Annotated in this window: 16 protein-coding genes; 11 read left to right on the top strand and 5 right to left on the bottom strand. The window is 67.5% G+C overall.

Annotation, left to right across the window (positions count from 1 at the left end):
* Positions 1 to 125: 125 nt before the first annotated feature.
* The 6 genes from MKCMC460_RS24245 to MKCMC460_RS24220 all read left to right on the top strand — a co-directional run bounded on the left by MKCMC460_RS24245 (position 126) and on the right by MKCMC460_RS24220 (position 7099).
* Positions 126 to 986, top strand: a complete 861-nt coding sequence (locus tag MKCMC460_RS24245; RefSeq protein WP_238304950.1) for a CbbQ/NirQ/NorQ/GpvN family protein — start codon at positions 126 to 128, stop codon at positions 984 to 986.
* Between the two features lie 86 nt (positions 987 to 1072).
* Positions 1073 to 2185, top strand: coding sequence for an ABC transporter substrate-binding protein (locus MKCMC460_RS24240; RefSeq protein WP_236977588.1), 1113 nt, complete (start codon positions 1073 to 1075; stop codon positions 2183 to 2185).
* A 7-nt stretch (positions 2186 to 2192) separates the two neighbouring features.
* Positions 2193 to 3329: a spirocyclase AveC family protein gene (locus MKCMC460_RS24235; protein ID WP_236977586.1), complete on the top strand. Its 1137-nt coding sequence runs from the start codon at positions 2193 to 2195 to the stop codon at positions 3327 to 3329.
* Positions 3322 to 4293 (top strand): SDR family oxidoreductase, encoded by a 972-nt coding sequence (locus MKCMC460_RS24230; RefSeq protein WP_236977584.1) that lies wholly within the window; start codon positions 3322 to 3324, stop codon positions 4291 to 4293. The genes MKCMC460_RS24235 and MKCMC460_RS24230 overlap by 8 nt, the downstream gene beginning before the upstream one ends.
* 11 nt (positions 4294 to 4304) lie before the next feature.
* Positions 4305 to 5522, top strand: a complete 1218-nt coding sequence (locus MKCMC460_RS24225; RefSeq protein ID WP_236977582.1) for a cytochrome P450 — start codon at positions 4305 to 4307, stop codon at positions 5520 to 5522.
* A 92-nt stretch (positions 5523 to 5614) separates the two neighbouring features.
* Complete coding sequence (locus MKCMC460_RS24220) at positions 5615 to 7099, top strand: aldehyde dehydrogenase family protein (RefSeq protein WP_236977581.1); 1485 nt, start codon at positions 5615 to 5617, stop codon at positions 7097 to 7099.
* Positions 7100 to 7164: 65 nt separating this feature from the next.
* Here MKCMC460_RS24220 and MKCMC460_RS24215 read toward each other — a convergent pair whose 3' ends face one another.
* Entirely contained in the window at positions 7165 to 7683 is a 519-nt protein-coding gene (locus MKCMC460_RS24215) for a phenolic acid decarboxylase (RefSeq protein ID WP_236977580.1), read from the bottom strand.
* Between the two features lie 171 nt (positions 7684 to 7854).
* Between MKCMC460_RS24215 and MKCMC460_RS24210 the strand changes: the two genes are divergently transcribed.
* Both MKCMC460_RS24210 and MKCMC460_RS24205 read left to right on the top strand, forming a co-directional pair.
* The gene (locus MKCMC460_RS24210; RefSeq protein WP_236977579.1) at positions 7855 to 9003 is read left to right on the top strand and encodes an acetyl-CoA C-acyltransferase; all 1149 of its coding nucleotides are present in this window, start codon (positions 7855 to 7857) and stop codon (positions 9001 to 9003) included.
* The gene (locus MKCMC460_RS24205) at positions 9000 to 9788 is read left to right on the top strand and encodes an enoyl-CoA hydratase-related protein (RefSeq protein ID WP_236977578.1); all 789 of its coding nucleotides are present in this window, start codon (positions 9000 to 9002) and stop codon (positions 9786 to 9788) included. Before MKCMC460_RS24210 ends, MKCMC460_RS24205 begins: the two co-directional genes overlap by 4 nt.
* Before the next feature lie 10 nt (positions 9789 to 9798).
* Here MKCMC460_RS24205 and MKCMC460_RS24200 read toward each other — a convergent pair whose 3' ends face one another.
* Together MKCMC460_RS24200 and MKCMC460_RS24195 are read right to left on the bottom strand one after the other, a co-directional pair.
* Positions 9799 to 10818 carry an NAD(P)/FAD-dependent oxidoreductase gene (locus MKCMC460_RS24200; RefSeq protein WP_236977577.1) on the bottom strand — a complete coding sequence of 340 codons (1020 nt, stop codon included), beginning with the start codon at positions 10816 to 10818 and terminating at the stop codon, positions 9799 to 9801.
* The gene (locus tag MKCMC460_RS24195) at positions 10815 to 11315 is read right to left on the bottom strand and encodes an isoprenylcysteine carboxyl methyltransferase family protein (protein WP_236977576.1); all 501 of its coding nucleotides are present in this window, start codon (positions 11313 to 11315) and stop codon (positions 10815 to 10817) included. Before MKCMC460_RS24195 ends, MKCMC460_RS24200 begins: the two co-directional genes overlap by 4 nt.
* 218 nt (positions 11316 to 11533) lie before the next feature.
* On the opposite strand from MKCMC460_RS24195, the gene MKCMC460_RS24190 reads away from it, so the two are divergent.
* Both MKCMC460_RS24190 and MKCMC460_RS24185 read left to right on the top strand, forming a co-directional pair.
* The gene (locus tag MKCMC460_RS24190) at positions 11534 to 12694 is read left to right on the top strand and encodes an NAD(P)H-binding protein (RefSeq protein WP_236977575.1); all 1161 of its coding nucleotides are present in this window, start codon (positions 11534 to 11536) and stop codon (positions 12692 to 12694) included.
* Positions 12691 to 13413 (top strand): CPBP family intramembrane glutamic endopeptidase, encoded by a 723-nt coding sequence (locus MKCMC460_RS24185; RefSeq protein WP_236977574.1) that lies wholly within the window; start codon positions 12691 to 12693, stop codon positions 13411 to 13413. The genes MKCMC460_RS24190 and MKCMC460_RS24185 overlap by 4 nt, the downstream gene beginning before the upstream one ends.
* On the opposite strand, the gene MKCMC460_RS24180 is transcribed toward MKCMC460_RS24185, so the two are convergent.
* Together MKCMC460_RS24180 and MKCMC460_RS24175 are read right to left on the bottom strand one after the other, a co-directional pair.
* Positions 13376 to 14725 (bottom strand): NAD(P)H-binding protein, encoded by a 1350-nt coding sequence (locus tag MKCMC460_RS24180; protein WP_236977573.1) that lies wholly within the window; start codon positions 14723 to 14725, stop codon positions 13376 to 13378. The genes MKCMC460_RS24185 and MKCMC460_RS24180 overlap by 38 nt on opposite strands.
* 88 nt (positions 14726 to 14813) lie before the next feature.
* Positions 14814 to 15626 carry an enoyl-CoA hydratase gene (locus MKCMC460_RS24175; protein ID WP_238304949.1) on the bottom strand — a complete coding sequence of 271 codons (813 nt, stop codon included), beginning with the start codon at positions 15624 to 15626 and terminating at the stop codon, positions 14814 to 14816.
* A 138-nt stretch (positions 15627 to 15764) separates the two neighbouring features.
* Here MKCMC460_RS24175 and MKCMC460_RS24170 point away from each other — a divergent pair, with 138 nt between their 5' ends.
* Positions 15765 to 16844: a CaiB/BaiF CoA-transferase family protein gene (locus MKCMC460_RS24170; RefSeq protein WP_236977572.1), complete on the top strand. Its 1080-nt coding sequence runs from the start codon at positions 15765 to 15767 to the stop codon at positions 16842 to 16844.
* Positions 16845 to 16849 lie beyond the last annotated feature (5 nt).

Raw genomic sequence — 16849 nt, 5'->3', positions numbered from 1 at the left:
CGCAGGGAATGCTTTGGCCCAGAATATAATTGGCACGCCGGAACCGCGCGGCGACACAATCCACCGAGCTCTTGAAACAAACATCTGTTCCGGCTAAGCTGCCGGATTGGACGGAAAGGAAGTCAATGGCCGACGAGTCCGGGCTCGCCTACCGCAACGGTGCTCGATCCGAAGTCGCGCCGGCGCGTCCCTACTATCAAGCGGTTGGCCGGGAAGAGGCCGTGTTCAAAGCCGCGTATCGGCAGGGACTGGCCTTGGTCCTCAAGGGCCCGACGGGCTGCGGCAAGACGCGATTCGTCGAGGCGATGGCCCACGACCTCGGCCGGCCGCTGATCATCGTCGCCTGCCACGACGATCTCACCACCGCCGACCTGGTCGGCCGGTACCTGCTGCGTGGCGACGAAACGGTGTGGGTGGACGGCCCCTTGACACGCGCCGTGCGCGAGGGTGCCATCTGTTACCTGGACGAGGTGGTGGAAGCGCGGCAGGACACGACGGTGGTATTGCACCCGCTCGCCGACTACCGGCGGCAGCTGCCGATCGAACGCCTCGGCGTGACCCTGGACGCGGCGCCCGGATTCGGCCTGGTGGTGTCCTACAACCCCGGTTATCAGAGCGTCCTGAAGGACCTCAAGGACTCCACCCGTCAGCGCATGGTCGCCATCGAATTCGATTTCCCCGCAGCCGATGTCGAGGAGCAGATCGTCGCGCACGAGGCCGGCGTCGACGGCGACACCGCGGCCGAGCTGGTGCGCTTCGGGCAGGCCATCCGGCGCCTGGAAACCGGCGGGTTGCGCGAGGTCGCCTCGACTCGCGTGCTGATCGCGGCGGGACGGCTGATCGCCGAGGGGCTGACCAGGCCGGAGGCGGCACTGGCGGCGATCGCCGGGCCGCTCACCGACGATGTCGCGGTGGGCAGGGCGCTGGCCGAAATGGTCGAGGTCTATTTCGGCACGACGGACGGGGTCGACGGATCACGCAATTGACGCTGCATAGCCCCACGGCTAGGGTCTGAACAAATATTAGGTTTCGTCCCGCGCGGGTGCCGGCGCCGGGCAGATTGGGGAGGTCGATGTCCTACGAAAGCCAGGCGGAGCCGATCAAAGTCGGCTACCTGATGGATTTCAAGCTGCCGCCCGGCTTCCCCGAGGAGCTGTTCGCCTCCTTCACCCAGACGTTCGACCTGATCTTCGAAGAGGCACTCGCCCAAGGTCTGATGGACCGTCCCGTGCAGATGATCTATCGCGAGGTCGAGGGTCTGCCCAAAGGTTCGGTCAAAGCTGTGATCGATGCGTACGCGGAGCTCGTCGACGAGGGCTGCCTGGTGGTCTTCGGTCCCAACATCACCGATAACTGTGTGCCGTTGCGGGAGGCGATCGAGGAACGCTTCAAAGTTCCGGCGATCAGCGTGACCGGCACCGACGACTGGCTGGGCGAGTGGACCTTCGCACTCCCGCAGGGGTCGATGACCGACGAGCCGATCTTTCTCGCCGACCTCATCGCCAAACGCGACCTCACCCAGATCGGTGTCCTGGTCGAGCAGAGCCTCATCGGGGAGAGCTACCTGAAGAATCTGCGAAGTGCCTGCCGGCGCAAGGGCATTCGGATCGTGGCGGAAGTCACGGTCGCGCAGACCGCCCAGGACATCAACGACGCCGTGCGGACCTTGCACGAGGCGAAGGCCGAGGCGATCGTGCACCTGGGATTCGGCTTCGGGATCGTGTTCATCAACCCGGCGCTGCAGGCCGTTGACTGGGACCCGCCCCGCTTCACCACCACCGCGTGGCAGAACGCCTGGGTCAACCCGATCATGTGGAACGCGTTCCTGGGCTGGATCGGCGTCGACCAGTACGACGAGGCGAACAAGATCGGGCAGGACTTCCTCGACGCCTACGCGGAGAGGTACAACGGCAGTCGCCCGGAATTCTGCGTGACCGTGGTGAACCGCGACGTCGCCGCCACACTGGTGCGGGCGTTCACCGACGCGCATCCGCTCAGTCCGCGCGGGGTCAAGGAAGCGCTGGAGCGGGTCAAGATGCTGCCCGCCGCATCGGGCGCGCCCGGCACCCGGGTGTCGTTCGGGAAATGGACGCGCCGCGCCTGGATGGGGGCCGGGTACCTGGTGGCGCGGACGCTGGACGCCGACGGGGTCAACTCGCACCTGGTCGACCGCTTCGGAGAGTGAGGCACCGATGAGCACCGACCAATCGCTGGTCGCCGCCGAGCGGCCCGAGGACCCCGGGCGGACCAGGAAGCGCGGCTGGGGCGGTTGGATCGCCGGTGCCGCGCTGGCCGCGTTCGTGCTGTTCTTCATCGCGAATTGCCGTGTGGCCCTTGACCAGCGCGTCGCGAACCCGAATGTGCAGGGTCGGCCCCGCCCGGTGAAATTCTCGTTCGGGCTGGACTACATCACCTTCCTCGATGCCGCGACAGTGGTGGCGCTCATCCTCCTGTTGATCGTCTTCGTCAGGGGCTGGCGACGCAATCCCGGCAGCCCGGTGATGCTGATGTTCCTTTGCACCACGCTGATCGTGTGGCAGGACCCGATCATGAACTGGTCGCCGTTCGCGGTCTACAACCCCGACCTCGTGCACTGGCCGGAATCGTGGCCCCTGGTGTCCTTGTCGCCCACGGTCGAACCGTTCGTGGTCTTCGGCTACGTGATGTTCTACTTCGGCCCCTACTTCCCGGCGGTGTGGATCCTGCGCAAACTGCAGGCAAAGCACGGACCCGAGGCATTCGTCTCGCGGCACCCGCTGGTGTGTCTGGGGATGCTGGCATGCGGGATCGGGTTCGTCTTCGATGCCTTTCTGGAAAACACCCTGATCCACTGGGGCATGTACATCTACTCGCAGGTGATCCCGTGGGGCTCGGTGTTCACCGGTACGACGTTCCAGTTCCCGCTGATCTGGGAGTCGCTCTCGGTGACGTTCGTGATGGTGCCCGCCGCGATACTCTGCTACCGCGACGACACCGGAAAGTCGGTCGCAGAGAAGCTCGCCGCCAAGGCCAAGATCCTCCCGAGCAGGCCGGTACTGGCCACCTTCCTGGTGATGTTCGCGATCATCAACGTGTCCTATTTCGCCTACGGCGCCTGGTTCTGGGTCATCAAGGTCAGCCATGCGGCAACTTCGGTCGCCTGTCCGTGGCCGTATCCTGAGGCCAAAGTGTATGACCCGCAAGGGTTTTACGAGAAGGCCGGCGCGCAGGGCCCGTACTCGGTGGGTATCTGGTCGACCTGGGCGAGCGGAGAGCCGAACGGGCGTCCGCACGTCGAACCGCCGCCGCCCGGCCAAGGCGCCTGTGCGGCCCCGGGCAACAATGGCTGAGCCGCGCACCGTCGTCATCACCGGCGCGTCACGCGGGCTGGGGTTCGCCTCGGCGGTGCGCTTGTACCGCGAAGGATGGCGAGTGATCGCCGCCATGCGCACACCCGACCGCGGGCTGCCACTGCTGCGACAGGCCACCGGAGCCACCGAGGACGACGACAGACTGATCGGTGTCCAGCTCGACCTCACCGACCCCGCCTCGATCACCGCGGCGGCCAAAGCGATCGAAGAGTCGGTGGGCGCACCCTACGCGCTGGTGCACAACGCCGGAATCTCCGCCGCCGGGGTGGTGGAGGAGAGCGATATGGCGCTGTGGCAGAACATGTTCACCACCAGCGTGCTGGGTCCTGTCGCGCTCACCCAGGCGCTGTTGCCGACGATGCGGGCGGCCGGCCGGGGACGCATCGTGCTGGTGTCCAGTGCGGCCGGCGTGCGGGGGCAACCCGGCACCGCTCCGTATTCGGCGGCCAAGGGCGCCCTGGAACGGTGGGGCGAGTCGATGGCCGTGGAGATCGCGCCGTTCGGCCTCGGCGTCACCGTGCTGGTGGCCGGCACCTACGACACCGAGATCATCACCGACGCCGGCACCATCGACGCGCGCGACTTCACAGGCGCCTACGCGCGGCTGCACACCACCATGAACACCCGCGGCCGGTTCGCGATCCGATTCGCCAGGCCGCCCGAACGATTCACCGACGGCCTGCTCAAAGCTCTCGCCGACACCAAGCCGTTCCGCCGCCGCGGGGTGGGGCCGGACGCGTCGATGTTGCTGGCCGCCAACAGGATTCTGCCGGCATCGGGAATGCATCAGGTGTCCCGGGTGGTACTGGGCATTCCCCGGCAGGGGTCGATGCGGGACGGGGCGTGGCCCCTGACGACAGCTCAAAAAGCGATGGTGTTCGCCGCCCGGGTCATCCCACAGCCGATTCTGCAGCGGCTGGCCGCGCGGTCGAAAAAGGACTAGAAGGAGCAGCAGTGGAACAGCTTTTCGACGACCTGGAAGACTTCGGCGCCTTCGACGACGCGATCTCCGGCGACGTCCGCGACCCCTACACCGAGTTGGCGCGACTGCGCCGCGAGCAGCCGGTGCAACGTTTGGAAACCTCAGGCGCGCTTCCGCACGAGGAATCCTTGCCGATGTTCATCGTGTACCGCCACGAGGACATCCAGCAGATGTTGCGCGACAACGAAACCTTCTCCTCGGCGGCCGTCATCGCGGCGTTCGGGCCGGTACTGGGCGAACGGGTGATGCTCGGCATGGACGAGCCCGTGCACGGCCGGCTCCGCTCACTTGTGTCAAAGGCGTTCTCGCAGAAGTCGTTAGCGCGCTATCAAGACGAGTTGGTCGCCCGGGTGGCCAACAGCCTGATCGATAAGTTCGCGCCCAACGGCCGGGCAGATCTGGTGCAGGAGTTCACCTTCGACTACCCGAGCCAGATCATCGCGGGCTTGCTGGGCCTACCCGAGCAGGACTACCCGCAGTTCCAGCGCTGGTCGATCTCGCTGCTGAGTTGGCTGATGAACCCCGAGCGCGGCCTCGCGGCCGCGGCCGCGCTGTGTGAGTACTTCGCGCCCATCCTCGAGGCGCGCCGCGCCGAGCCCAAGGACGATCTGATCAGCGCTCTGGGGGCGGCGGAGATCGACGGCGAGAAGCTCGCCGACGAGGAGATCTTCTCGTTCCTGCGACTGCTGTTGCCCGCCGGAGTGGAGACGACGTATCGCTCGCTGGGCAGCCTGCTGCTGGCGCTGCTCTGCGCCCCCGCGCAATTGGAGGCGATCCGGGCAGACCGGTCGCTGCTGCCCCAGGCCATCGAAGAGGGTGTGCGGTGGGAATCGCCGCTGCTGACGATCACCCGGGTGGCGACCCGGGACACCGAACTCGGCGGAGTGGCGATCCCGGCGGGGGCGACGGTGATGCCGATGCTGGGCGCGGCCAACCGCCAGGAGGACCGCTATCCCGATCCGGACAAGTTCGACATCCACCGGCCGGCCAGGGCGCATCTGGGCTGGGGCCACGGCGTGCACGTCTGTCTGGGCATGCACCTGGCGCGACTGGAAATGCGCACCGCGATCAACCTGCTGCTCGATCGGCTGCCCAACCTGCGCCTGGATCCCGACGGCGACGACCCGCACATCCGCGGGCAGGTCTTCCGGTCTCCTACCTCGGTTCCGGTGCTGTTCGACCCCCGGTAGCGGACCCCGCAGCAGCGGGAAACTTGCCAATCGGCTAGTTTCCGGTAAGGCTCTCCATAGCCCTTCGCACGAGTCAGAAGAGAGTGACAGGTATGTCTGAAACTGTAAAGGTCCGTTTCGAGCCGAAGATGATGATCGACGGCAAGCTCGTCGACGGCCAGGCCGGTACCTTCACCAACATCAACCCGGCCACCGAGGAGCCCCTCGGTGAGGTCGCCGACGCCTCCAAGGAGGACATGCACCGGGCTATCGACGCCGCCCGGCGGGCCTTCGACGAGACCGACTGGTCGACCAACAAGGAGTTGCGTAAGCGCTGTCTGCTGCAGCTGCACGACGCCATCGAAGAGGAGAAGGAAGAGCTGCGTGAGGAGCTCATCCTCGAAGTCGGCTCGCCGCGGGCCATCACCTTCGGGCCCCAGTTGGACGCACCGCTGGCCGACGGACTGAAGTACCCGGCCCGGCTGATCGACGAGTACGCCTGGGAAACCGACCTCGGCGACCGGGTGATCAGCCTGACCGGAGCCAACACCACCATCAAGGTCTGGCGCGAGCCGGTGGGCGTGGTCGGCGCCATCGTGCCATGGAACTTCCCGTTCGAGGTCACCGTCAACAAGCTCGGCCAGGCACTTGGCAGCGGCAACACCGTCGTTCTCAAGCCGGCGCCCAACACCCCGTTCAACGCGACCCGGCTGGGTCGCCTTATCGCTGAGAAGACCGACATCCCCGCCGGTGTGGTCAATGTCGTCACCGCGTCGGATCACTTTGTGGGTGAAGAGCTTACGCTCTCACCCAAGGTCGACCTGATCTCCTTCACCGGCTCGACCGTGGTCGGCAAGCGGATCATGGAAAAGGGCGCGGCGACCATGAAGCGGCTCTTCCTCGAGCTCGGTGGCAAGTCGGCCACCATTGTGCTCGAAGACGCCGATTTCGGATTGGCCTGCGCCATCGGCATCGCGCCCTGCATGCACGCCGGGCAGGGCTGCGCCAACCCCACCCGGATGCTGCTGCCCCGATCCCGCTACGAGGAGGGCGTGGCCATCCTCAAGAGCATCTACGAGAACGTCACCTGTGGTGACCCGCAGGATCCCGGAACCCTGTGCGGCCCGGTGATTTCGCAGGTGCAGCGCGACCGCGTGATGGGCTACATCCGCAAGGGCGTGGAGGAAGGTGCCACCGCCCTGGTCGGCGGACCCGATGCCGAGACTGGTTTCGACAAGGGATTCTTCGTCCGCCCAACGCTTTTCACCGATGTCGACAACTCGATGACGATCGCCCAGGAGGAGATCTTCGGGCCGGTGCTCTCGGTCATCCCCTTCGACGACGAGGAGGACGCGATCCGGATCGCCAACGACAGCAAGTACGGACTGGCCGGAAACGTGATGTCGGGCTCGCTGGAGCGTTCGCTGGCGGTGGCACGCCGCATCAAGGCCGGCTTCATGGGCGTCAACGGCGGCGCCCCCTACGCCGCCGACGCGCCGTTCGGCGGTTACAAGGACAGCGGTGTGGGACGCCAGAACGGTATCGCCGGCTTCGACCAGTACACCGAGATCAAGACGGTGGGTTACCCCGCCGTCTGACCCGGTGAGCCGATAGCCACCGATGTCCCGGCGGACAACTTGATGCGCTGACTGCGTAACGGTGTTCAGTCGGTGCGGTCGGCCCAGCCGGGTGGAAGTTCGCCGGGGGCGCAATCGATCACCGATTCGTCGTCGGTCCCGACCCGCTCGAAGCGGGTGATGTAGGCGAATTCGGGCACGACGTAGATCGGATAGGTCGGTCCTCGATCGCGGTAGGCGTGCATCTCGTCGAGATGCTCGTTCTGGTAGCACACGGTGCGGTCGCCGTGTTCGCGAATCCACTGCGGAAAGAAGATGACACCGTGCAGTCGCCGCTTTCCGGGCATGACATTGACGGCCACGCAGGTGCCGGTGGGTTCGGTCCACGAGATTTTGAAGCTGTCCTCGTCGAGTTGGACCAGGTCGACCTGCTGGCCCTTGACCCAGCGTCCCCCGACGTGGCCGGTGTGAATCCGGTAGTCGATGGTGTGCTCGTTCTTCACGTACATCTCATACTGCCAGCCGTTGGCGTAGGTGTAGATGAACCGGCAGCCCACGATTCCGGAAAGATCCTGAGCGGGAACCGGATTGGAGACCGATGGCATGGAGGGCTCCGTTCGTCGGGTTGGCGCCAGCGGAAGGGGCGGCGCATTGGATCCACCCGATCGTAGACACCGGGGCCACGACGGAGGGTGCGGCCGGGCACCCCGGCACCGCCCCGCCGCAGTGCTTAGACGACAATCGGAGGAAATAACACGTGTCAAAGGAGACATCCCATGGCTGAAGCAGTCATCGTCGAGGCAGTTCGTTCCCCGGTTGGCAAGCGCAACGGCGGGTTGTCGGGTGTGCACCCGGCCGAGCTGTCCGCGCAGGTACTCAATGGTTTGGTCAACAAGGCGGGCCTCGACCCCGGCCTGGTCGAAGACGTCATCTGGGGTTGCGTGATGCAGGCCGGTGAGCAGGCCCTCGACATCGGCCGTACCGCGCTGCTGACCGCCGGCTGGCCCGAGACCGTGCCCGGTGTGACCGTCGACCGTCAGTGCGGATCGAGTCAGCAATCGGTGCACTTCGCCGCAGCAGGCGTGGTGGCCGGTCACTACGATGTCGTGGTCGCCGGGGGAGTCGAGTCGATGTCGCGCACGCCGATGGGCGCGTCGCTGGCCAACGGCGGCCGGCCCTACCCGGAGGGTTTCCTGTCCCGCTACAACGGTCAGATTCCCAACCAGGGCATCGGGGCCGAGATGATCGCCGAGCAGTGGGGCTTCTCCCGCACCGACCTCGACCAGTTCTCGCTGGACTCGCACGAAAAAGCCGCTGCCGCACAGGATTCCGGTGCCTTCGACGACCAGATCATCGGCATCAAGGATTCCGAGGGCAACGTCGTGCTCAAGGATGAAGGCATCCGCCGCGGCACCCCGATGGAGAAGATGGCCTCGCTGAAGCCGGCCTTCAAAGAGGACGGTGTGATCCACGCCGGCAACTCCTCGCAAATCTCCGACGGTTCGGCCGCACTGCTGTTCATGTCCGCCGAGAAGGCCAAGGAACTCGGCATGAAGCCGATCGCCCGGGTGCACACCGCCTGCCTGGCCGGTGCAGACCCGGTGATCATGCTGACCGCGCCCATCCCGGCAACCCAGAAGGCGCTCAAGCGCTCCGGCCTGTCCATCGGCGACATCGGCGCCTACGAGGTGAACGAGGCGTTCGCGCCGGTTCCGCTGGCCTGGCTCAAGGACATCGGCGCCGACGAGAAGAAGCTCAACCCCAACGGTGGCGCGATCGCGCTGGGCCACCCGCTGGGCGGCTCCGGCGCCCGGATCATGACCACGCTGCTGTATCACATGCGGGACAACGGAATTCGCTACGGACTGCAGACCATGTGTGAGGGTGGTGGGCAGGCCAACGCGACGATCCTCGAGCTGCTGTGACAGACGCTCCGGGCGCCCTCACCGAGCGCCGCGGCAATGTGATGATCATCACGATCAACCGGCCCGAGGCGCGTAACGCGATCAACGGCTCGGTCAGCATTGCCGTCGGCGACGCGCTCGAGGAGGCGCAGCACGATCCCGAGGTGCGGGCGGTGGTGATCACCGGCGCGGGCGACAAGTCGTTCTGCGCCGGTGCGGACCTCAAGGCCATCGCCCGCCGGGAGAACCTGTACCACCCGGATCACCCGGAGTACGGATTCGCCGGATACGTCCACCATTTCATCGACAAGCCGACCATCGCCGCCGTCAACGGCACCGCGCTGGGCGGGGGTACCGAACTGGCGCTGGCCAGTGACCTGGTGGTGGCCGACGAGCGGGCTCAGTTCGGGCTGCCGGAGGTCAAGCGCGGTCTGATCGCCGCGGCCGGCGGGGTGTTCCGGATCATGGACCACCTGCCGCGCAAGGTGGCGATGCAACTGCTGATGACCGGGGAGCCGTTGTCGGCGGCCGACGCTCTCCGCTGGGGCCTGATCAACGAGGTGGTCAAGGGCCCGGTGCTGGACGCGGCGCTGGCCCTGGCGGCCCGGGTGACCTGCAACGCGCCGCTGTCGGTGCAGGCCAGCAAGCGCATCGCCTACGGCGTCGACGACGGCGTCGTCACCGGCGACGAGCCTGGCTGGGACCGCACGGTGCGGGAGATGAAGACGCTGATCCGCACCGAGGACGCGCGGGAGGGTCCGCTGGCGTTCGCCGAGAAGCGCGAGCCGGTCTGGAAGGCGCGGTAACCCGCCCCCGTTACGAGGCCAGCATGTTGACGGCCCAACCGAACAGCGGGGGCAGCAGCGCGCACGCTGGCACCAGGGCGCGCCGTACCGGCCGCGGCGTGCTGGCCAGCACCAGGCCACGGGTGAGCAGTCGGTAGTTGCGGGTGACGCGGTGCCAGGCGCGCTCGTAGGACTGCGGCACGTCCCCGGCGATGGCCCGCACCGCCGCACCGGCCTGCTTGACAGCCAGGCTGACACCCTCGCCGGTCAGCGCGTCTTCGTAGCCGGCGGCATCGCCGACCAGCAACACCCGGCCGGCGACCCGGCGCGACACCACTTGCCGTAGCGGCCCGCAGCCGCGGGCGGGTCCGCGTTCCGCACCCTGCAGGTGAGGAGAAAGTGTTGGGAACCAATCGAATTCGGGCCGCTGCCGGGACAGGATGGCCACCCCGACCAGATCCGGTTCGACGGGCGTCACGTACGCCTCGCCCCAGCGCGACCAGTGCACCTCGACGAACTCCGAGAAGGCCGGTACCCGGTAGTGCCAGCGCAGGCCGTGGCGCCGTGGGGTACCGGTGGTGGCCTTGATTCCGACAGCTCGCCGCACCGCCGAATGCAAACCGTCCGCTCCGACCAGCCACCGCGCCCGCAGGCCGGCGGCGCTCACCCCGTGCGCATCCTGTTCGACTGCCCGCACCTTGGTCCGGATCCATTCGGCGCCTTGCTCTTTGGCACGCGCCGACAGCGCGGCGTGCAGCGTGGTGCGCCGCACGCCGCGGCCCGGGCCGGTGCGAAACAACGCCTCGGCGCGGCGGTGCTCGCTCACGTAGGCGATGCCCCGAAACGGCATACCCGCGGGGTCGACTCCCAGCGCGGTGAGTTCGGCCAACCCGCCGGGCATCAGGCCCTCGCCGCACGCCTTGTCGATCGGGTCCGGCCGAGGTTCGGCCACGATCACCGAAAGTCCTTGCGCACGAGCATGTAACGCGGTGGCCAGGCCGCCGGGCCCGCCGCCGACCACCAGCAGGTCGGTGTCGAAGCGGTCGTTCACGAGTAGCCCAGCGCCGAGTTCTCCACCCGCAACCGCACCGTCAGCAGGGCGGCATTGGCCACGGTGAAGACCAGCGCCGTGATCCATGCGGTGTGTACCAGCGGCAGGGCGACGCCTTCGAGCACCACCGCAACGTAATTCGGGTGATGCATGAACCGGTACGGGCCACGGTTGACCAGCTGCGCGTGCGGCAGCACGATGACGCGGGTGTTCCACCGCCGGCCCAACGACCGGATACACCACCAGCGCAGACCCTGACACAGCACCACCACCACCGCCATCGGCCAACCGAGCCAACCGATGAACGGGCGGTGCAAAGCCCACGGCTCGACCAGGCAGCCGACCAGCAGGGCGGTATGCAGGGTCACCATCGCCACATAGTGGCGCTGGCCAAACTCGTTGGCGCCCTGAGCGAACGACCATGCGGCGTTGCGCTTTGACACCACCAGTTCGGCCAGCCGCTCCAGCACGACCGCCAAGATCAGCAGGTAATACATCGTGTCACCACTCTAAAAGCACCGACTCCCGGCAAAACGCCGGACCCATGGTGGCGGCGCCGGAGTCGTTTGTGTCACGTCCTCGCCGCCGGACAAGTTCACAACGCCGTCCTGACCTGGCCGGGTTCACCCGGCCCCGGGCGGGGTACTAGATCGGGGAACGCGGTCGGGGCGTAGCGGCCTGCGGGGGCCAAATCGTCGACGGATAGGTTGAACAAATGCGGATTCTGGTGACGGGTGCCACCGGATATGTGGGCTCACGGCTGATCACCGAGTTGCTGGCCGAGGGGCACGAGGTACTGGCGGCTACCCGAAATCCGGTCAGGCTCAAGGATTTCGGTTGGTTCGAAGACGTTGAGCCGGTGCAATTGGACGCATCGGATCCGAAGCAGACGCACGCGGCGCTGACCGGCGCCACCGAGGCGGGCGGCCCCATCGACGTGATTTATTACCTGATCCACGGGATCGGGCAGGACGGGTTCCGCGACATCGACAATGCTTCGGCCGCCAACGTCGCTGACGCCGCCAAACAAGCCAAAGTAGCGCGGATCGTCTATCTGGGCGGCTTCGTGCCTGACGACGACACCCTGTCCGAGCACCTGACCAGCCGGGCCGAAGTCGCCCACGCGCTCACCGTCGAGGGCGGGCCGGACCTGGTCTGGCTGGGTGCGGCGCTGATCATCGGGGCGGGATCCACGTCGTTCGAGATTCTGCGCTACGTGGGCGACCGTTTCCCGGTCATGCCGATGCCGGGCTGGATGCACAACGACCTGGACCCGATCTCGATCCGCGACGTGCTGTACTACCTGGTCGCAGCGGCCGACGCCGCGCGGGTGCCGGCCGGGGCCTACGACATCAGTGGCCCCGAGACCACGTCGTACCGCGAGCTGCTCAAGAAATACGCCCACATATCGGGCCGTTGGCATGCTGCCTGGCGGGTGCCGCACATCGACACGTCGATCGCCTCGCTGTTCACCACGCTGGCCCTGCCGGTGCCCAGCGGTTTGGCCAGTGACCTGGTGGAGTCGCTGGATCATCCGATGCGCGCCTCGGGCACCGGCCTGACCGCACTGGTGCCTAAGCCCCCCGGCGGCCTGCTGGGCCCCGACGAGGCGATCGCGCTGGCCCTGTCCGGTCACCCGAACGAACCGGCCCGGCCCGTCAACGCGCTGTCCGACCCGCATCATCTGGCCGACACCGACCCGGGGTGGGCCGGCGGCGACGCGCTGCGTATCCGCCGGCTGGCCGGGACGGTGACACCCGCTGTCGTGCGGCCTACGCTGCGTCTGGTGAACGCGGTTCCCGGCCCGCTGGCCGGCGCGCTGCGCACCAGCTTGGACATCCTGCTCGCCCTGACCCCGAAGGTCCGCTTTGCATGACTGATACCGCCACCCCGCACCGTGTCAGCGCGGCGCAGGAGTTTCGCCGCGCGATCACCAATGTCGCCGTGCCCCATCACGAACCGCCCGCGCTGATATTGCGGCGGCGCGTCGTCGTCGCCGTCACGCTGGTGCTCGGTGCGGTGACGCTGGGCTTCACCTTGCGCACCTCGCCCGGTGAGACGAGCTTCTACTGGCTGACGCTGTTGCTGGCGGTGGTGTGGGCCGGCGGCGCCTGGCTGTCCGGGCCGCTGCACCTCGGTGGCATCTGTTGGCGCGGGCGCAATCAGCGTCCGGTGATCACCGGGACCAGCATCGGGTTGCTGCTCGGCGGCGCCTTCCTGCTGGGCGGCCTGATTGCCCGGGAGATACCGCCGGTGTCCGACCTGATCACCCGGGTTCTGCTGCTCAGCCATCAGGGCTCGTTCCTGCTGGTGGTGCTGATCACGGTGATCAACGGAGTGGCCGAGGAGATGTTCTTCCGCGGCGCCCTGTTCACCGCGCTGGGCCGGCGCTACCCGCTGGTGATCTCCACGGTGCTGTACGTGTTCGCGACCCTGGCCAGCGGTAACCCGATGCTGGGGTTCGCCGCGATCATCCTGGGCGCCGTGTGCGCGCTGGAGCGCCGCGCCACCGGCGGGGTGCTGGCGCCGATGCTGACCCATTTCTTCTGGGGCCTGATCATGGTGCTTGCACTGCCTCCGCTGTTCGGGGTCTGACCACCCGGCGGGTCAGCTCTCGTAACGCCGCGACCCGCGCCGGCCACGAAGCGAACCAGTACACCCGCCCGGGAATCCCGCTGGGCACAAAGGTCGACCGCTGCGTGTAGGTCGTTCCGCCGCCGATGTTCGGCGTAACTGCGAGCTCCAGCCACGCCTGGCCCGGCGAGCGCTCGGTGCCGCGCAGCCGCAGCACCCGGCCGGGTTCCCGCGCCACCACCTGCCAGCCAGGGTCGGTGATGGCGCGCTCGGCCGCGCGCCATACGTCGTCGGGTGCGGACGCGGTGGTGACGGTCCGGGTATCGGTGTAGACGATCTCGCCGGCCCAGTCCGGGTCGCTGGGCAGCGCCTCGGCGGGCTGCGAGCCCCAGTCGGCGTCGACCTGACCACGCGCCGCGCCACCCAGCGCGAGTTCGACGGCTCGTCGGTAGCCGGTCGGGCCGCCCGGCGGCGGGTCGATGATGTCGTCGACGTCCGAATTGCGCATCACCGCATCGCATTCCAGCGATTCGATGAGCGGCCGGGCCAGCTTGGGCGGGATCGGGGTGACCGTACCGACCCACAGACTGGCGATGGTCGGCGTCAGGAACGGCAGCACGATCAGGCGGCGCCGGCGCAGTCCGGCGACCTGGGCGTAGGTCCGCATCATGTCGCCATACTCGAGCACGTCGGGGCCGCCGATATCCCAGGTCCGGGATTCCGGCACCGACGCGGTCGCAGCGGCGGCCAGGTAGTGCAGCGCGTCGCTGACCGCGATCGGCTGGATCCGGTTGTGCACCCACTTCGGCGTCGTCATCACCGGCAGGCGGTCGGTGAGATGACGGATCATCTCGAACGACGCCGACCCGGACCCGATTACCACCCCAGCCTGCAGAACGACCGTTTCGATGCCCGAGTCGATCAATTGCTCACCCACCGCCCGGCGTGATTCCAGGTGCGGCGAGAGCGGACCGTTCTCGGGGTGCAGGCCACCCAGGTACACCACCCGCCGGACTCCGGAGCGCCGGGCGGCGGTCACCACGTTGCGCACCGACTCGGCCTCGGCGGCCGCAAAATCTCCGGACCCGCCCATCGAGTGCACCAGGTAGTAGACGACGTCGACGTACTCGAACGCCACGATCAGCGAGTCGACATCGCCCAGATCACCTTTGGCCACCTCGGCTCGTGAGCGCCACGGCACGTGCGCCAACTTGTCCGGGTTACGTGCTAGCGCACGCACCTGGTGGCCGTCGTCGAGCAGGCGTGGCGCCAGGCGGGCTCCGATGTAACCGGTGGCGCCGGTTACCAGGCACCGAATCTTTTTCTCTGGCACGGGTCCCCGTTCCGTTCACGTATGTCAGTCATTCGAAGCTGACACCGGTGGGGATTGCCGCTGCGCGCGAATCGAACCGGAGTTGCGCTCAGGAATCGGTGAAGTTCGGGGCGCGGTGCTCCTGGAACGCCTTGGTGCCCTCTTTGAAGTCGGGCGCTCGCAACAGGCCGGACTGGCCGCGGAATTCGCGCTCCAGCGCGTCGTCCAGTTCGGTCAGGGTGGCGGCGTTGATCGCGGCCTTGGTTTTGCCGAACGCCACCGCCGGGCCGGCCAGCAGTCGGGCGATCACCTTGTCCACCTCGGCGTCGAATTTCTCGGCCGGGTAAACCTCGGTGACCAGCCCCCAGTCGCGCGCCTCGGTGGCCGTCAACCGCTCGGGCAGCAGGGCCATCCGCATCGCCCGGACCCGGCCGATCGCGGCGGCGATCAACGCCGACGCGCCACCGTCGGGCATCAGGCCGATCTTGGTGAAGGCGAGCATGAAAAACGCCTTCTCGGAAGCCAATACGACGTCGCAGGACAACGCGATGGAGACCCCGACGCCGGCGGCCGGTCCCTGCACCACCGCCACCACCGGGTGCGGCAACGTGGTGATGGCACGGATCAGCCGGTTGATTTCCAGAATGATCTCGTCCGGCGGGGCGCCGCCGTCGCCGCTCATGTCGTCGGCGCTGATGCCGGCGCCGGAGCAGAAGCCGCGGCCGGCTCCGCCGAGCCGCACCACCCGGACCCCCGGATCGGTGGCTGCGGCCTCCATGGCGTTGGCCAGGCCGGTGATGACGGGGGTGATCAGCGAGTTGAGACTGTCGGGACGGTCGATGGTCACCGAGAGCACTCCGTCGGTGAGCTTGACTTGGAGGCCGTCGACGGGTGCGAGGCTGGCAATTCCTGAATCGGACATGCGGCTCACATTAAGTGACCCCCGGCGAGCGGCTGCGCGCGGCTGCGTCGGGGACCGGTGTGCAGCGCCCGCAGCGACGCTGCGAATATGTGAACAACCGTTTGTTAGGGCGTCGACGTAGACGAAAGGGTTCAAACCATGGCGGGACCACTGAACGGATTGCGTGTTGTCGAGCTGGCCGGTATCGGCCCCGGCCCGCATGCCTCCATGATTCTGGGAGATCTCGGGGCCGACGTGGTCCGCGTCGAGCGGCCGTCGAGCGGTCCGCGCGGTGTGGTGTCGGACGCGATGAGCCGTAGCAGGCGTCTGGTGGGCGCCGACCTGAAGTCCGAGGAGGACCGCAAGCGGGTGCTGCAGCTGATCGCAAAGGCCGACGTGTTGATCGAGGGCTACCGGCCCGGCGTCACCGAGCGGCTGGGCCTGGGGCCCGAAGACTGCGCCAAGGTCAACGAGCGGCTGATCTACGCCCGGATGACCGGGTGGGGGCAGACCGGCCCGCGCAGTCAGCAGGCCGGCCACGACATCAACTACATCTCCCTCAACGGCATCCTGCACTCGATCGGTCGCAAGGGTGAGCGGCCCGTGCCGCCGCTGAACCTGGTCGGCGACTTCGGTGGCGGCTCGATGTTCCTGCTGGTAGGCATCCTGTCGGCGTTGTACGAACGGCAGAGTTCCGGCAAGGGCCAGGTGGTCGACGCGGCGATGATCGACGGCTCCAGCGTGCTGGTGCAGATGATGTGGCAGATGCGCGCCTCGGGCATGTGGACTGACACCCGCGGCACCAACATGCTCGACGGCGGCGCCCCGTACTACGACACCTACGAGTGCGCCGACGGCCGCTACGTCGCGGTGGGCTCCATCGAACCGCAGTTCTACGCGGCCCTGCTGGCCGGTCTGGGGCTGGAGGGGGCCGACCTGCCGGCGCAGAACGACGTCTCGCGCTGGCCGGAGCTGCGGGCGATCCTGACCGAGACGTTCGCCAGCCGCGACCGCGACCATTGGGCCAAGGTGTTCGCCGATTCCGACGCCTGCGTCACCCCGATCCTGGCGTTCGGCGAAGTGGAGACCGAGCCGCACATCACCGAGCGCAAGACGTTCTACGAGGTGAACGGCGGGCTGCAGCCGATGCCGGCGCCGCGCTTCTCCCGGACCGCGCCGGAACAGCCACGCCCGGCTAAGGCAGGGGACATCGAAGCCGTGCTCGCGGACTGGGTATAGTCCCA

This window comes from Mycobacterium sp. 20KCMC460, from assembly GCF_022179425.1.
Taxonomy (GTDB): domain Bacteria; phylum Actinomycetota; class Actinomycetes; order Mycobacteriales; family Mycobacteriaceae; genus Mycobacterium; species Mycobacterium kiyosense.
Note: the sequence above shows the minus strand (reverse complement) of the source record. Positions and strands in the feature narration are given on the sequence as shown.

What these genes read in the sequence shown, in the direction of transcription:
- MKCMC460_RS24175 (WP_238304949.1), bottom strand. Translation starts at nt 15,626, where the DNA reads ATGTCCGATTCAGGAATTGCCAGCCTCGCACCCGTCGACGGCCTCCAA.
- MKCMC460_RS24195 (WP_236977576.1), bottom strand. Translation starts at nt 11,315, where the DNA reads ATGTATTACCTGCTGATCTTGGCGGTCGTGCTGGAGCGGCTGGCCGAA.
- MKCMC460_RS24235 (WP_236977586.1), top strand. Translation starts at nt 2,193, where the DNA reads ATGAGCACCGACCAATCGCTGGTCGCCGCCGAGCGGCCCGAGGACCCC.
- MKCMC460_RS24190 (WP_236977575.1), top strand. Translation starts at nt 11,534, where the DNA reads ATGCGGATTCTGGTGACGGGTGCCACCGGATATGTGGGCTCACGGCTG.
- MKCMC460_RS24210 (WP_236977579.1), top strand. Translation starts at nt 7,855, where the DNA reads ATGGCTGAAGCAGTCATCGTCGAGGCAGTTCGTTCCCCGGTTGGCAAG.
- MKCMC460_RS24185 (WP_236977574.1), top strand. Translation starts at nt 12,691, where the DNA reads ATGACTGATACCGCCACCCCGCACCGTGTCAGCGCGGCGCAGGAGTTT.
- MKCMC460_RS24215 (WP_236977580.1), bottom strand. Translation starts at nt 7,683, where the DNA reads ATGCCATCGGTCTCCAATCCGGTTCCCGCTCAGGATCTTTCCGGAATC.
- MKCMC460_RS24220 (WP_236977581.1), top strand. Translation starts at nt 5,615, where the DNA reads ATGTCTGAAACTGTAAAGGTCCGTTTCGAGCCGAAGATGATGATCGAC.
- MKCMC460_RS24170 (WP_236977572.1), top strand. Translation starts at nt 15,765, where the DNA reads ATGGCGGGACCACTGAACGGATTGCGTGTTGTCGAGCTGGCCGGTATC.
- MKCMC460_RS24230 (WP_236977584.1), top strand. Translation starts at nt 3,322, where the DNA reads ATGGCTGAGCCGCGCACCGTCGTCATCACCGGCGCGTCACGCGGGCTG.
- MKCMC460_RS24240 (WP_236977588.1), top strand. Translation starts at nt 1,073, where the DNA reads ATGTCCTACGAAAGCCAGGCGGAGCCGATCAAAGTCGGCTACCTGATG.
- MKCMC460_RS24245 (WP_238304950.1), top strand. Translation starts at nt 126, where the DNA reads ATGGCCGACGAGTCCGGGCTCGCCTACCGCAACGGTGCTCGATCCGAA.